11 protein-coding genes, 2 tRNA genes, 1 rRNA gene and 3 pseudogenes (2 of these 17 only partly in view) are annotated in these 15000 nt (G+C 36.7%); 5 read left to right on the top strand and 12 right to left on the bottom strand.

The window, feature by feature from the left end; all coding sequences use genetic code 11:
- From SH603_RS04435 to SH603_RS04420, 4 genes are all read right to left on the bottom strand, one after another.
- Positions 1 to 600 (bottom strand): 16S ribosomal RNA (locus SH603_RS04435); it reaches 976 nt to the left of the window's first position.
- 511 nt (positions 601 to 1111) lie between these two features.
- Complete coding sequence (locus SH603_RS04430; protein WP_113896611.1) at positions 1112 to 2017, bottom strand: RluA family pseudouridine synthase; 906 nt, start codon at positions 2015 to 2017, stop codon at positions 1112 to 1114.
- Positions 2017 to 2829: an NAD kinase gene (locus tag SH603_RS04425; protein ID WP_169470696.1), complete on the bottom strand. Its 813-nt coding sequence runs from the start codon at positions 2827 to 2829 to the stop codon at positions 2017 to 2019. The genes SH603_RS04430 and SH603_RS04425 overlap by 1 nt, the downstream gene beginning before the upstream one ends.
- Positions 2830 to 2832: 3 nt before the next feature.
- Positions 2833 to 3486 carry a GTP pyrophosphokinase gene (locus SH603_RS04420; protein ID WP_019251188.1) on the bottom strand — a complete coding sequence of 218 codons (654 nt, stop codon included), beginning with the start codon at positions 3484 to 3486 and terminating at the stop codon, positions 2833 to 2835.
- Positions 3487 to 3650: 164 nt separating this feature from the next.
- Between SH603_RS04420 and SH603_RS04415 the strand changes: the two genes are divergently transcribed.
- Positions 3651 to 4289, top strand: a complete 639-nt coding sequence (locus SH603_RS04415) for a DsbA family protein (RefSeq protein ID WP_169473704.1) — start codon at positions 3651 to 3653, stop codon at positions 4287 to 4289.
- A gap of 42 nt (positions 4290 to 4331) precedes the next feature.
- Here SH603_RS04415 and SH603_RS04410 read toward each other — a convergent pair.
- Positions 4332 to 4730, bottom strand: a pseudogene (locus tag SH603_RS04410) (C69 family dipeptidase); the annotation flags it as partial.
- Positions 4731 to 4888: 158 nt separating this feature from the next.
- Between SH603_RS04410 and SH603_RS04405 the strand changes: the two are divergent.
- Positions 4889 to 6442, top strand: a pseudogene (locus SH603_RS04405) (IS1182 family transposase); the annotation flags it as partial.
- A gap of 120 nt (positions 6443 to 6562) precedes the next feature.
- On the opposite strand, the gene SH603_RS04400 reads toward SH603_RS04405, so the two are convergent.
- The 5 genes and pseudogenes from SH603_RS04400 to spxA all read right to left on the bottom strand — a co-directional run bounded on the left by SH603_RS04400 (position 6563) and on the right by spxA (position 11356).
- Entirely contained in the window at positions 6563 to 7849 is a 1287-nt protein-coding gene (locus tag SH603_RS04400; RefSeq protein WP_321533655.1) for an ISL3 family transposase, read from the bottom strand.
- 247 nt (positions 7850 to 8096) lie between these two features.
- A pseudogene (locus SH603_RS04395) lies at positions 8097 to 9038 on the bottom strand (C69 family dipeptidase); the annotation flags it as partial.
- 1 nt (position 9039) lies between these two features.
- Positions 9040 to 10074 carry a competence protein CoiA gene (locus tag SH603_RS04390; protein ID WP_113896614.1) on the bottom strand — a complete coding sequence of 345 codons (1035 nt, stop codon included), beginning with the start codon at positions 10072 to 10074 and terminating at the stop codon, positions 9040 to 9042.
- A gap of 83 nt (positions 10075 to 10157) precedes the next feature.
- Complete coding sequence (locus SH603_RS04385) at positions 10158 to 10829, bottom strand: adaptor protein MecA (protein ID WP_169473742.1); 672 nt, start codon at positions 10827 to 10829, stop codon at positions 10158 to 10160.
- Between the two features lie 125 nt (positions 10830 to 10954).
- Positions 10955 to 11356 carry a transcriptional regulator SpxA gene (gene spxA / locus SH603_RS04380; RefSeq protein WP_169471289.1) on the bottom strand — a complete coding sequence of 134 codons (402 nt, stop codon included), beginning with the start codon at positions 11354 to 11356 and terminating at the stop codon, positions 10955 to 10957.
- Between the two features lie 247 nt (positions 11357 to 11603).
- Between spxA and SH603_RS04375 the strand changes: the two genes are divergently transcribed.
- From SH603_RS04375 to SH603_RS04365, 3 genes are all read left to right on the top strand, one after another.
- Positions 11604 to 12095 carry a hypothetical protein gene (locus SH603_RS04375; protein WP_003666876.1) on the top strand — a complete coding sequence of 164 codons (492 nt, stop codon included), beginning with the start codon at positions 11604 to 11606 and terminating at the stop codon, positions 12093 to 12095.
- Positions 12096 to 12398: 303 nt separating this feature from the next.
- Positions 12399 to 13364, top strand: coding sequence for an IS30 family transposase (locus SH603_RS04370; protein WP_321534034.1), 966 nt, complete (start codon positions 12399 to 12401; stop codon positions 13362 to 13364).
- A gap of 87 nt (positions 13365 to 13451) precedes the next feature.
- On the top strand, positions 13452 to 14738 hold the full coding sequence (locus SH603_RS04365; protein WP_321534140.1) for an ISL3 family transposase: 1287 nt from the start codon (positions 13452 to 13454) through the stop codon (positions 14736 to 14738).
- A 142-nt stretch (positions 14739 to 14880) separates the two neighbouring features.
- Here SH603_RS04365 and SH603_RS04360 read toward each other — a convergent pair.
- Together SH603_RS04360 and SH603_RS04355 are read right to left on the bottom strand one after the other, a co-directional pair.
- Positions 14881 to 14955 (bottom strand) — tRNA-Asp (locus SH603_RS04360).
- A 4-nt stretch (positions 14956 to 14959) separates the two neighbouring features.
- Positions 14960 to 15000: transfer RNA gene (locus SH603_RS04355), tRNA-Met, on the bottom strand; it runs 33 nt beyond the window's last position.

Below are 15000 nucleotides of genomic sequence, written 5' to 3'. Positions count from 1 at the left end.
CCAATAAATCCGGATAACGCTTGCCACCTACGTATTACCGCGGCTGCTGGCACGTAGTTAGCCGTGACTTTCTGGTTGGATACCGTCACTGCGTGAACAGTTACTCTCACGCACATTCTTCTCCAACAACAGAGCTTTACGAGCCGAAACCCTTCTTCACTCACGCGGTGTTGCTCCATCAGGCTTGCGCCCATTGTGGAAGATTCCCTACTGCTGCCTCCCGTAGGAGTATGGACCGTGTCTCAGTTCCATTGTGGCCGATCAGTCTCTCAACTCGGCTATGCATCATCGCCTTGGTAAGCCGTTACCTTACCAACTAGCTAATGCACCGCAGGTCCATCCCAGAGTGATAGCCAAAGCCATCTTTCAAACAAAAGCCATGTGGCTTTTGTTGTTATGCGGTATTAGCATCTGTTTCCAAATGTTATCCCCCGCTCCGGGGCAGGTTACCTACGTGTTACTCACCCGTCCGCCACTCACTGGTGATCCATCGTCAATTAGGTGCAAGCACCATCAATCAGTTGGGCCAGTGCGTACGACTTGCATGTATTAGGCACACCGCCGGCGTTCATCCTGAGCCAGGATCAAACTCTCATATAAAATATATAAGAACTTGAATAGCTCTCAATTATCTTTGTTATTAAGCGAATTGACTTCGCAAATGTTTTGCTTCAAATCACATCGTGATTGAAGACCCTACACATTTGATTCGTCGAAACTTTGTTCAGTTTTCAAAGGTCTACCTGTTGGCTAATCAAGCATCCAATCAACATATTCATTATAACATGTATTGAATTAACTTGTCAAGAAGAAATTTTAATTATTTTTGAATCCCTTTTGATTGATAACTCAATCAGCGACTTTATTAATATATCATGTCATCAAGCAGATGTCAACAGTTATTTAGAATACATTTCAAAAATCATTGACTTTACAACCATATTTACTCTTAATAATCTTAAGAGATATGATCATTTATTCATGCCTTATCGATGACAGGAACTATATTTTACCCTATATTTTTATTATTTGCAATACTTTTTTATAAAAAAATCACCAGTAAGCAAATTAATTTTATCTCCTGGTAATTTTCTATTAATTAGTTCAATTACTAATAATTTTTTGTACTTAAAAGATCATCTTTAGCGTTTTTGAAATCACTTGGCAATGGTGCCGAAACAGTAATATTTTCACCTTTAAATGGACTATAAAAGCTTAGCCAATAACAATGGAGCGCTTGTCTAGCAATTAATCCTGATTCTTCACCATACATTTTATCGCCAATTAATGGAAAACCAAGACTAGCAAAATGAACGCGAATTTGGTGTGTCCGACCTGTATGCAACCTAATTTTGATAAGGCTTGCTTGAACATTCCATTCTTGGCGCCAGTATTCAGTTACAGACGCCTTCCCTTCCTTCCCTACCATTCTTTTTACAAATGAATTGGGATCGCGTTGAATCGGCGCATCAATATAACCATGCTCTGCAGGAACTTTTCCTTTAATTAGAGCAAGATAGTTTTTCTTAACTAAATGTTTTTTTAACTGTTCATCGAGGACAGCGTGAGCGAATCGGTGTTTAGGAAAAACAACTAAGCCGCTGGTATCACGGTCTAAACGTGTCGCAACATGGGTAACCTGATTTTCATAATTTTGGCGCTTATAGTAGCCTTTCACCCGATTCACCAAACTATCAGCTACCGGAACGTTATGAGCTGGAACTGTCGCTACTCCTGCGGGCTTATTCATTATTAAAAAATCCTGGTCTTCATAAATAATATCGATAGGTGCCTCACTGACATCCACATTATCATTAGCAGTTTCTGGAGGGAGGATTAAGGTTACCTTATCGTGGTAATTAACAGTATCAACGGCCCACTTATCTACCCCGTTTATTTGCATTTTTCCTCCATGGTATATGGCTACTTTTAATAACGAAGAAGAAACCCCATACATTTTTAATGCCGATCGTAATTTCCGTGGTGTGTGATGATCGTATATCCAATTAAATTCCATTAATGCACTCCACCAATAAATGAATCTTTTACTCGATTCCAGAAATTATTATGCCGATATTGAGCAAAATATATTCGTTGCTTGGATACTTTATAAGATAATTCAGTCAGATACCGTTCTTTCTCGCTTTTAAGCATCCATTGATCACGATCGTATGTAAGCACATGACCATTTTCATCACGCAAACGCAAGATTAACTCAGCATCAGCACCAAAAATAATCGGTGAGCCTAGGGTCCGAAAAACCCGGTTGTTAAGTGAAGCCATTTCTGCTAACTGAAAGCCAACACTATTTGGATCGACAATGGCACCACCGACTGATTTATTATAAGCAGTTGAACCGGTTGGAGTTGAAATACATAACCCATCCCCCCGAAAGTTTTCAAACAGATGATTATTAATAAACACATCACATACCATTGTTCGTGTAACATTCCGAATTGTTGATTCATTAAGTGCAATATAATTCTCTATCTGTCCATCAGAATAAGTAGCTTTCATGTCAAGTAAGGGATACGAAACTGCCTGTCCGCTATCTTTTACTAAACTATCAACTAAATCATCAATTTCAAAACTCCGCCAATCCGTATAAAATCCTAAATGCCCAGTATGAATTCCAACAAAGCGAATGTTATTTAAATCTTTTTGATAATGATGAAAAGCTGATAACAAAGTGCCATCACCACCGATTGTTATTACAACTTCTGGATTTTTTTCGACATAAGTTAAACCCGCCCGTTTCATTTCGGTTTTTAAAACCTTTGTCACTCGTTGAGATTCTGCTGTTTCATTATTATATATTCCAATTCTCATAACTTACTCCTTTAACTCATCTTCATTAATAGAATTAGTTGACCTCCGCTTAGAAAACAATGTCTGTGCTTCCTTTATTTCTTCCCGAATCTCTGACATTTCATTATCAAGCTTAAATGCTGCCTCTGCGGCTCTTTGCAACCTTGCAGATAGCTCCTCAGGAAACTCACCTTGATATTTATAATTTAAGGAATGTTCTACCGTTGCCCAAAAGTTCATTGCAAGGGTTCGCACCTGAATTTCAGCTAATATTCTTTTTTCTCCAGTAATCAATTGGACCGGATATTCAATAACAATATGATATGAACGATATCCACTCGGTTTAACGTTGGTGACGTAATCTCGTTCCTCTAAAATAGTCATATCACTTCGCTGCCGTAATAAGTCAACTACCTTATAAATGTCTTCTACAAATTGACACATGATCCGTAAACCGGCAATATCTTGCATATCTTGTTCAAGGCGGTCCTCTTGCACATGTCGTCTAATCATTTTTTCTTTAATACTATCAACTGGCTTTACTCGTCCAGTTACAAATTCAATCGGAGAATGTTGCGTTTGGTCTTGAAATTGCTTTCGCATCCCCCGTAATTTGACTTTTAGTTCATTTACGGCTTGCTGATATGGCAATAAAAAATGCTGCCAATCTTCAATCATAATTCAGCCTCCTGTTAAATCTCCGTATATTTTAGCACATTTATAATAATAACTCTTGTAATTATCTTAAAACTAAATTCTTTACAAATAGTTAGATATTTGCAAAAATAATTATGTTCACAGGATTAGGATTTTGAGTATACAAATGATCGGAGGGGTTAATTATGCTCGAACTTCATCTTTTTGTGAATCCATTAGGAATGCGCTGTTTACGGTGTGAAAAAGACGTGTTAAAAATTGATCGTGATTTAAATACAAAAATTAGTTATCAGTTTATACCACTATTCAATATGAAAACGATCGATAACACACTTAAATATTATCATCTTAATCCCCATGATCTTGCTATAAGACAACAAGTATCAAAAACCCTTAACCAAGTAATATTAGATTATAAAGCAGCCCTCTTCCAAGGACGAAAACGTGGACGGCATTATCTATTACAATTACAATCCGCACTGATTAACCAAGGCTTGGATTACAACGATGAATTAATTAATAAAATTGCACATGATTCACACCTTGACTTAGAAATGTTTTTTGAGGATCGGCAAAGTCAACTTGCCAAGCAGGCTTTCCGTCAAGATCAAAAAATCGCAAGTGATCTAGGCATATCAGAAACGGCTACCGCAGTCGTTCTTAACACCGAAGATTCTGATTACGGCCTAATGATTCCAAATTTTGACTATAATACTTTAATAAACGCATTTAAAAGCGGAAAATTGGCTCGACCTACATCACTAGATGAATTTGTAAACCAATACCGTCCGCCTAAACTACAAATTATACAAAGTAATAATTAATAAAAAAGAGATTGGAATTCCAACCTCTTTTTTATTTTCGATCTAGAATTGCAATCGTTCTTTTGAAAAGGCAAGTTTAACTAGCTTCCCCAGCAATTTCTTACTCTCAGCTACCGCAATTTCGGCCATCTGATTATTGACTGTGGTTAAAAATGCACTAACATCACGGTGTTGTGCTATTTCCTTATCCGTATTCTTTTGAACATTCATTGTTTTTGCCATTACTTGTAATTCAAAGTTTTCTTCAATACTCTGTGCTTGCCGATAATTTTGGTCCCCAAGCGCAGCAATTGTATGAGTGAGCCAATACATATCGTCTATTGAATATTCAGTACTAGTGTTTCGATAAGGGATTGGTGTATCGTCAATATTTGCATAAAAGGGAACCACTGCATTAAAAGTATTAGGGCCAAATGCCAACCAATGGACACCAGCAATACTTGCCGGAACATTGAGGCCGGGAAAAAACTCCTAGTTGAAAATAAAAATCCGTACAATGAATTCTACAAAGATTCATTGTACGGATTTTTATGTACACAGGAAATCGTTCCTGATATGATGTAATTACCCCTAAAAACAAACAAAGAGGAGCGATTTTCATGTATCAAAATTATATCACAGGGCAAACAGAATTCGTACTAAATTATGATTATAATGTTCCATCAAGACATATTGTACGTATGATTGATGCTTTTGTAGATTCGATTCCACAAGAAATTTTATTGGATGACAAAGTAGCGACTACCGGTCGCCCACTTTCTCATCCAGCGATTATGCTTAAAATTTTATTATTTGCCTATTCACGTCAAACTTATTCTGGTCGGAAAATTGAGTTGATGCTTGAAGGGAATTTACCAATGCGTTGGTTGGCACGTGATCATACCTATAGTTACCATACAATTAATAATTTTCGCCAAAGTCAACAAGCTAATAATTTAATCAAACGTTCTTTTGTGTACTTTACGATGGCATTAAAGGATCACGGACTAATTCAAGGTGATGCTTTCTTTATTGATGGGACAAAGCTTGAGGCAGATGCCAATAAGTATTCATTTACTTGGCGTCGAGCTGTTGAAAAATATCATGCAAAATTAAAAGAAAAAACAATCAAACTTTACGAAGATTTAGTCGAAAAACGGGTAGTTAAAGCGATGAGTCCAGAACTAGTGGAAACCGCTAATGGAATGGCTCTTATGGCTGAAAATATTGATGATAAAATCAGTGAATTGAATGAAGAAATAGCTCAAGAACCTAAAGTAATCAAGGGTGGTTCAGTTAAGAAACGACGACGCCGTTTCTTAAAAAAGATTCATCGACAATTAAAAGAAGACTTTATACCTCGTGCTAATAAGTATGAAGAAGCAGAAGATATTTTTAAGGGCCGCAATAGCTTTTCAAAAACAGATCATGATGCCACATTCATGTGTATGAAAGAAGATCCAATGAAAAACCGAGAATTGAAACCTGGATACAACTTACAAATCGCTACCCACAATCAATTTGTTCTTGATTATGCCTTATATTCTAATCCGACAGATACTAGAACATTAGTACCATTTCTTGCTCAATTTCATTCTTTAGATTTCTTTGATCATATCGTGGCTGATGCAGGGTATGGTAGTGAATATAATTACACGACAATTATTGATCAGTTTGAAAAACAGCCTGTTATTCCATATACGACTTACCAAAAGGAACAGAAACGAGAATACAAAACTGATCCAACTAAATCACAAAACTGGCAATATAATGCCGAAGATGATTATTATATTGACCATCTAGGAGTTCGTTTTAGTTTTTATCGTTACAGTCGAAGAATTGATAAATATGGATTTAAACGTGATTTTAAACTTTATCGGGCAGATAAACATCAATTATCAGTACAATTAGATCAATTAGCGAAAACACCAAGTGGACGTCAACGCTATATGCAAGTTAATCCAACTTGGAATTACTATAAAGCTAAAGTTAAAGCAACCCTCTCAAGTGACGAAGGTAAGGCAATTTATCGTCGACGTAAGTACGACGTTGAACCCGTTTTCGGTCACATGAAGAGGGATTTTGGCGTACGCCGAACACATTTACGTGGGCAACGCGCTGTGGAAAATGACACCGGATTTACACTAATGGCTATGAATTTAACAAAATTGGGAAAGTTAGTAGCTCAAGCAGGGACAAAATTAAGGCTCTACGTCAAGTAGTGTTGATACGCAAATATGAATTTTCGCCAATTAAATTGGTCTAGTTAGAATCGTCATTCGTGGCGGTTCTTTTTAGTTAGTTTGAATTTGGTGGCCAATAATTAAATAAATCCGCGTTTTAAATGCCGTAAAGTAACGATAACCACAGGCAACTCGTTTGATAGTTTTAATTCGATTATTAATCCCTTCGGTTCGACCATTTGAGAACTTCGTCTCAAAGCCACGCTTAATTCCCTCTTTATAGCGCGCTAAAACTTGACAACGGTGGATTGTATAATGGCTGACACTGTCTGGCCGGAGTTTAAGTAATTGAAAGAAAGTTGTAAAATCACGTTGATTGTAAGCACGCTTCAAGGATTGAATAAAATTATAGGTGGCTCTTAACTCTTGGTCATACGCTAACATTAAGTCTAAGATCATAATGGAATTAACAACGCGATTAAAATAACGTCCTTCGTAATAAACTTTTGTACTTAAATTTTCCCGATCTTGAAGAAATAGCCGCCAATAACGTTTAAGGCGCCGAGCTTGTTTCTGCTCCGCAGAATCACCTTTTCGCAAACGATTGAAGACATGAATTCGCACATGATTCATCGTATCATTAAGGTGTTTGGCAATATGAAAGCGATCATAGATGATTTGAGCACAAGGAAAAACGGTTTTAACTAGTTGATCATAAGCAGCGTTCATATCCATTACCAGATATTTTACCCGGCAACGGGCAGCACGTGTAAACTGTTGATAATGCTTAAATAAACTACGTAATCGCCGATCTTCAAGGAGTTCAAATAAGCAACTCCGATCACCATCAACAGCGATGAAACTCATCTTACCTTTAGCGCTCCGCATTGATTTAAATTCATCAATACATAGTGTTTCCGGTAGATAGTTTAAATTCGGCTTGTATTGATCAGCGAGGTCCAAAAGGACCCGCTGGACCGAAGCTTCACTGATAAACAAATCATGGGCAATATCTTTAATTGTTTGAATTCGCGTTAACCGAAGAATAATTTCACGCCTTAAATCACGACTAATTGTTCGTTGCTTTTCAAAAAGATAACTAGTCGCATTAAATGTTGTATGGCAGTCAGGACATTGAAAACGTTGAGTATTAACAAGCAACATTAATGGTTGAGCCCTAAATTGTCCATATTTGTATTTAGCTTGATAAAAACCATATTTTAAGATTTGTCCACGATTAATAACGCCACAATTTGGACAAGCACGCGGGATATAAGAAAGGGTACAGGATATTTGTGCCACCCGAACGTTTTTAATTGATTTATATTTAAGCCAATGATGAGGAAAATTTAAATGAGGGTCTGTTAAATTGAGGAGAGTCCTTGTATCATTATCCATGGAGGTTACCTTCTTTACTATGTGATTTGGCGATTTCATTGTATCAGAGGGCATGCCTCTTTTTTAGTTTAAAAACAAAAAATCTAGTATTGGTATAGAAAGTGATATTTCTATATCAACACCAGATATTGTAGAGCCAAAATTAATTGAAAAAGGAAAAATCCGAACCATAATTTTTGATTTTCCAGAAATTATGGTTCGGATTTTAATATTCAGAGGAAGGAATTTAATAGTTAATTCCCAGCCTCTCTAAATTTCGGTTTAATGCAATTGACCTAAATGGTGCTTTATCTCTTTCTAAATGATACGGATCAAAAGCTGTTCCTTGATAATGAGAGCTCATTAACTTCTTGATTGTAGTTACAGTAAGCTTTTCTTTTGCATAACAGATGAATGGAAGGTTATTACTTTGCGGATTAGCATTTATCGTCCCTAATTGCTGCTGAACATACCATGCTCGTGGGTTGTTATAAACAGTATCAGTAGCAGTTGCACTTCCACAAATATGTCGTAAATTGTATTCGTTCTCGCTAGGATTCAACTTATTTTGATCAATCCACTGTTTCAAATTTGGTGAACTCATTGTGTTGGGACTGTCAAAATCAAAATTAGTAATGTTAAATCGATTAGGAGCAATCACATAGGCGTTATCAGGGATTTTAACAGCTGCCCAATGATGACCGCCAATTGTTTCCATATACCATACTTCATTATTATCACTAAAAGCTATCGCATTAGCCTCATAAGTACCATACTTTTCTAATAAGCTTCCTAGCTTCTTAACACCATCTTGCGCACTCCTAATATAGGGAAGAACTAATGTTACAAAATCTTCTTCGCCAATTCCAGATAAAGTGTTATAAGGATCTATTGCTAATATCCGGGCATTAGTAGTAATAGTTTTAGTCGCACTCATAGCAACATTCAGACCATTGATACCGCCCGCACCAAAAACTCCATCTTTATCGTCAGCATCAGGCGTAGAAGTATATTTTAGCTTAGGAACTGGTAAATCAATTTTAAAGTCAGTTGTTTTGCTTTGATATTTACGTGGCTGTCTTTCTGGTTTTACTAATACAAATTTTTGAGGATCAAACGCATTACCATAATCTTCCTCACGACAAACTATAGTTGACCCGTCAATCGTTGCATTCTTTCCTGCTAAAAACATTGTACATGTATGTTGCATATTATGATCTCCTTTTAACCAGCTGTAGTTTTAACTGTGAATCATTAAACCATCTTGGACGATGAATTAAAATAAGATGATTATCCTCCCTACAAATTACTTTAAAGGCAATTAATTCGTTTGTATATTGGTTGATAATAATATTGCGAATTGTTTCTGGAGGTAAACAACCGGGGAATAGCCAGTCGCTTTTGTTTACCTTCATTAATAAGTTTTTCCATTCCTTATTCCCCCAAGAATAAAATAAAGGGAATTTCTCTATCTCTAATATTACACCAATTCGCCAAATAATTATTGGAATAGACATTGCCGGCCAACTTGCAACAAGATCATGACATACCAGCGGACATTCAGACAAAGCGTGACCAGTAAGTCTTAAAGTAGTTAATGATAGTTCTCTTATTTCTTTACTTGGAAAATGATACTGTTTCTTCTTCAACATTTCAATCTGCTCCATTAAAATAGTCTTTTTATCATACTTTAACCGGCTATAGGAGCAACGCCAGTATTTCTGATTAATAACTAATTGCGCCCTTTTCACATCCCAAAATAAGAGAACAAACTGTTTTCTAAAAATTTGCGTAAACTGAACGATTTTTTTATTTCTCAAGTTACGCAAATAAGGTGATCCTAATATCCACCAAACCGGAATTTTTAACTGGCGATACCCCTCATTACGTGCTAATAACTTTTCAAGGCTCAAGGGACTACATTGAAATTCAACTGCTACAGTATGCCCATTAATTTCTAAAAGAATATCTGGCCGCTGAGCAATTGTTGGAAAATAGACTTCTAATTGCGGATTCCAATGATGCTTTTGTGCCCATTGATAAATCTGCTTTTTTCCTTTTAAATGTTCTAATGTTTCACCCTCGCTAAAGCCACAGTCATTTCCCTTCTTATGGGCATAATGAGTAATCTTATGCTTTCCTCGTCGTAAGATCACTCCCTGCCCGCATCCTGGACAATAATACGCCATATCGCTTTTTGCATTTTCAGCTAACACTAATTGATCGTTATGAACTGCAATTAACATTTAATCCCCCTATATATTTATATACGGAAATTAATCAATTTTGCACGAAAAAAAGCTACGTTGAGTATGAACTCAAACGCAGCTTATTCAAAATAGTGTCGAATTAAATGCAAGGCAGATACTGACATTATTTTCTTTCCATGTTCACTTAGAAAATCAACCGTTGTTGCCGTGGGGTTTCCATATTCATAAGCAAGAGCAAGTTGATCTTTAACATCATTACTGTTCAAAATAGAATCAGAATAAGCAATTGCTAAATAATACAAATCATTGTATTTATATAAATATGATGAAACATCATCACTCTCAGCAATTTTCGCAAAATCAATCAAATCTTCAAAAGAATCAAATGTAATTACTTGCCAGTTAGTATGTTGAATCTCATTATCCTCTGAATCATTAATCGCTGTTTTCCTTTGATCTTGATCCGGACTATTTTTTTGAATCAAATGTTGCTTAATATATTTGGACACCTGGTCATTAATTGGTCCATGCTGTTCATTCCCAGCAAAATTAGAATCATTTTTACTAATAAATAACTCTAAGCCATTATTAGTGGGCATCACCTGAAAAGTAACCGCATCGTTGTTTTGGAATTGGTGATCAGTATCTACTTCTTTCAGGATACTATAAAAGAAATCCTCAATTTGCTGATGATCGCCAAGTAAGTCTAGAATAGTGATACCCCGATCAGATAAATCATCATTATCTACCAAAACGCGAATAGTATTTTCATTAATGCGTTCCATCTCCATTGAGCAGCACCTCCTTTTACCAAAACTAGATGTTACTTCTATTGTAAGGATTTTCGCTTAAAAGTAAAGTTACTCGGTTAAAAGAATAAAAAAAGGAAAGCATATCACTTTCCATATTCTATCAGTTAAATCATATTTGCTTTTTCTTGAGCTTCTACTAGTTCAAGTTCACGAACCTTTCGAGGTAAGAAGCGACGAATTTCATCTTCGTTGTAACCAACTTGAAGCCGTTTATCATCAATAATAATCGGACGTCGTAACAATCCTGGATTTTTACTAATTAACTTAAATAGAGCCTTCATTGACAAGTCATTAAGATCTACGCTCAACTTTTGGTAAGCTTTAGACCGCTTTGAAATAATGTCTTCAGTACCATCTTCAGTCATCCGTAAAATATTCTTAATTTCATTTAGAGACAATGGTTCAGAAAAAATATTCCGTTCCTTAAAAGCAATATCATGTTCTTTTAGCCAGGCACATGCTTTACGACAAGACGTGCAACTTGGAGACGTATATAGTGTAACCATTTTGTTTAGTGGCCTCCTTTATTAAGTTAAACTAGAACATTTATTAATACATTGTTTATTATACTCCCTATTCAATTAATATTAAAGATATATAACAAAAATTATTGACTTTTTGTAAGTTCTATTGCTATTATATTTTCCATTTATGTCTTATCAAAAATAAAGTAGATAAAATTTACAATTTAATTATTTTACATTAAGTTGTACTATAATAAGTATGACTACTAACTTCTGAGGAGGAATTAATATGTTAACAAAAATTAGCTTAACATTTGGTTCACGACAAATTTTACAATCAATCATTGATAAATATCCCGAACGTCATTTTAAATTAATGCAGGCAACTACTCACACAAGAAAATTAGCATTATTTGACCTTTCTGGAAAAGATACTATTTTTCAATCACCAGTAAAATTAACAACTCTTGATTCAACGCTAGATGCTCAATTAAATGGAATGTTTTACTACCAATCATTTCAAGTAAACGGTGACCGTCAAAAGCTACTTTATAATACACTTCAAAAGGTATTAACTGAACCAGCTGACATGAATGGTGGTTATATGCTTAGCGTTGATAATAAAGCGGAAGCTACTACTTTAGTTTTACTAACTGCTTGGGCTGATTTTGAAGCTTTAACTGCATGGAAGGAAAGCGAAACTTTTACATCCTTAAAGAACTTCACTAGTATGGGGTCAGACAATAGTTACTATGATGAAATTTACAAACCCATTTTTTAATAAGTAGAATAATATAAGGGCATTTGCCAATGGTATTTAACTGATACCTACGACAGGACCATGAATTATCATTTTCGATAATTCATGGTCCTGTTTTTTGATCTGTATTTTTATTAACTGTTTACTTTGGCCAATAAAAAAAGGCTCTACAATATCTGGTGTTGATATAGAAATATCACTTTCTATACCAATACCAGATTTTTTGTTTTTAAACTCGCCGTTTGTAAAATTAAGTTAGAAAAATAGAAAAGCCATTTGTGGTAGACTTTTGAATACCCCTAAACAAAAGAAAGGAAACCACAAATGACTTACACCCATCTTACCACAAACGAGCTGACAATCATCGCCCATTCTTTCGTGCAAAAGCTTAAAGCGTACCGAGTGGCCCAAATGATCAAACGTTGCGCCGAAACCGTTTATCGCGTTTATCGTTACCTGGAAACCGGTGCCTCAATTGCTGATTATCAAGATCACTATATGCGCAATAAGCAACGTTGTGGCCGAAAACGTACTCAGTTGTCACTGGCTGAACTCACTTATATCAACGACAAAATTGCCCAGAGGTGGACGCCTGATACCATTATTGGGCGCGCTGAGCGCCCAATTAGTTGTAACCGGCGAACTCTTTACCGGATGTTTGAACGTGGCCAGTTCGGCTTCGATGTCCGTTCCTTGCCGATGCGAGGTAAGCGGCACCCGAATGGCTATGTCGAGCGCCGTGGGAAGGCTGGCCAATTGGGGCGAAGTATTCACGAGCGTGCCAAGGACTTTCCGCACTATGCCACTGAATTTGGGCACCTTGAAGCTGATACCGTCCAAGGCAAAAAGCACCAAGGGGCGGTAATGACCCTGACCGAACGCCAATCGAAGGTCGAAATTGTACTCAATGTGCACGAAAAGACGGCTAATGCGATTAACCAACACTTAAGTCAGTGGCTTCGGAAATTCCCGCGGCACTTCTTCAAATCGATTACCTTTGACAACGGAAAAGAATTCGCCGGCTGGCGCGAGATTGCCAATCAATTTGACCTTCACACTTACTTTGCCGAGGTTGGTGCTCCCAATCAACGAGGGCTGAACGAAAACAACAACGGTCTTTTACGCCGGGATGGCTTAACGAAACAGCTAGATTTCCGCAATCTTCCTGATGAATTGGTAACCCAACTGATGAGTAAGCGAAATAACCTGCCCCGTAAATCACTAGGCTATCGAACTCCATATGAAGTATTCATGTCTTACGTCACTGATGAGCAACTATTTTCTTTCTAACTTAAATTGACATTTCGGGACTAAAAAAGAGGCATGCCCTCTGATACAATGAAATCGCCAAATCACATAGTAAAGAAGGTAACCTCCATGGATAATGATACAAGGACTCTCCTCGATTTAACAGACCCTCATTTAAATTTTCCTCATCATTGGCTTAAATATAAATCAATTAAAAACGTTCGGGTGGCACAAATATCCTGTACCCTTTCTTATATCCCGCGTGCTTGTCCCAATTGTGGCGTTATTAATCGTGGACAAATCTTAAAATATGGTTTTTATCAAGCTAAATACAAATATGGACAATTTAGGGCTCAACCATTAATATTGCTTGTTAATACTCAACGTTTTCAATGTCCTGACTGCCATACAACATTTAATGCGACTAGTTATCTTTTTGAAAAGCAACGAACAATTAGTCGTGATTTAAGGCGTAAAATTATTCTTCGGTTAACGCGAATTCAAACAATTAAAGATATTGCCCATGATTTGTTTATCAGTGAAGCTTCGGTCCAGCGGGTCCTTTTGGACCTCGCTGATCAATACAAGCCGAATTTAAACTATCTACCGGAAACACTATGTATTGATGAATTTAAATCAATGCGGAGCGCTAAAGGTAAGATGAGTTTCATCGCCGTTGATGGTGATCGGAGTTGCTTATTTGAACTCCTTGAAGATCGGCGATTACGTAGTTTATTTAAGCATTATCAACAGTTTACACGTGCTGCCCGTTGCCGGGTAAAATATCTGGTAATGGATATGAACGCTGCTTATGATCAACTAGTTAAAACCGTTTTTCCTTGTGCTCAAATCATCTATGATCGCTTTCATATTGCCAAACACCTTAATGATACGATGAATCATGTGCAAATTCATGTCTTCAATCGTTTGCGAAAAGGTGATTCTGCGGAGCAGAAACAAGCTCGGCGCCTTAAACGTTATCGGCGGCTATTTCTTCAAGATCGGGAAAATTTAAGTACAAAAGTTTATTACGAAGGACGTTATTTTAATCGCGTTGTTAATTCCATTATGATCTTAGACTTAATGTTAGCGTATGACCAAGAGTTAAGAGCCACCTATAATTTTATTCAATCCTTGAAGCGTGCTTACAATCAACGTGATTTTACAACTTTCTTTCAATTACTTAAACTCCGGCCAGACAGTGTCAGCCATTATACAATCCGCCGTTGTCAAGTTTTAGCACGCTATAAAAAGGGAATTAAGCGTGGCTTTGAGACGAAGTTCTCAAATGGTCGAACCGAAGGGATTAATAATCGAATTAAAACTATCAAACGAGTTGCCTGTGGTTATCGTTACTTTACGGCATTTAAAACGCGGATTTATTTAATTATTGGCCACCAAATTCAAACTAACTAAAAAGAACCGCCACGAATGACGATTCTAACTAGACCAATTTAATTGGCGAAAATTCATATTTGCGTATCAACACTACTTGACGTAGAGCCTAAAAAAACTCCCTACCTATACGTAGGAAGTTTTTATCTATCACTAATTAATACGGTCCGTACGAGACTCGAACTCGTGATCTCATCCGTGACAGGGATGCGTCCTAAACCAACTAGACCAACGGACCAAAATTGCGGGGGCTGGATTTGAACCAACGACCTCCGGGTTATGA

Source organism: Limosilactobacillus reuteri, assembly GCF_034259105.1.
Classification (GTDB): domain Bacteria; phylum Bacillota; class Bacilli; order Lactobacillales; family Lactobacillaceae; genus Limosilactobacillus; species Limosilactobacillus reuteri_G.
This window is presented reverse-complemented; position numbering and strand designations above follow the sequence as displayed.

Coding starts and splice junctions, on each gene's coding strand:
- SH603_RS04430 (WP_113896611.1), bottom strand. CDS start 2,017: ATGGAATTTAATTGGATATACGATCATCACACACCACGGAAATTACGA.
- SH603_RS04425 (WP_169470696.1), bottom strand. CDS start 2,829: ATGAGAATTGGAATATATAATAATGAAACAGCAGAATCTCAACGAGTG.
- SH603_RS04420 (WP_019251188.1), bottom strand. CDS start 3,486: ATGATTGAAGATTGGCAGCATTTTTTATTGCCATATCAGCAAGCCGTA.
- SH603_RS04415 (WP_169473704.1), top strand. CDS start 3,651: ATGCTCGAACTTCATCTTTTTGTGAATCCATTAGGAATGCGCTGTTTA.
- SH603_RS04400 (WP_321533655.1), bottom strand. CDS start 7,849: ATGGATAATGATACAAGGACTCTCCTCAATTTAACAGACCCTCATTTA.
- SH603_RS04390 (WP_113896614.1), bottom strand. CDS start 10,074: ATGTTAATTGCAGTTCATAACGATCAATTAGTGTTAGCTGAAAATGCA.
- SH603_RS04385 (WP_169473742.1), bottom strand. CDS start 10,829: ATGGAGATGGAACGCATTAATGAAAATACTATTCGCGTTTTGGTAGAT.
- spxA (WP_169471289.1), bottom strand. CDS start 11,356: ATGGTTACACTATATACGTCTCCAAGTTGCACGTCTTGTCGTAAAGCA.
- SH603_RS04375 (WP_003666876.1), top strand. CDS start 11,604: ATGTTAACAAAAATTAGCTTAACATTTGGTTCACGACAAATTTTACAA.
- SH603_RS04370 (WP_321534034.1), top strand. CDS start 12,399: ATGACTTACACCCATCTTACCACAAACGAGCTGACAATCATCGCCCAT.
- SH603_RS04365 (WP_321534140.1), top strand. CDS start 13,452: ATGGATAATGATACAAGGACTCTCCTCGATTTAACAGACCCTCATTTA.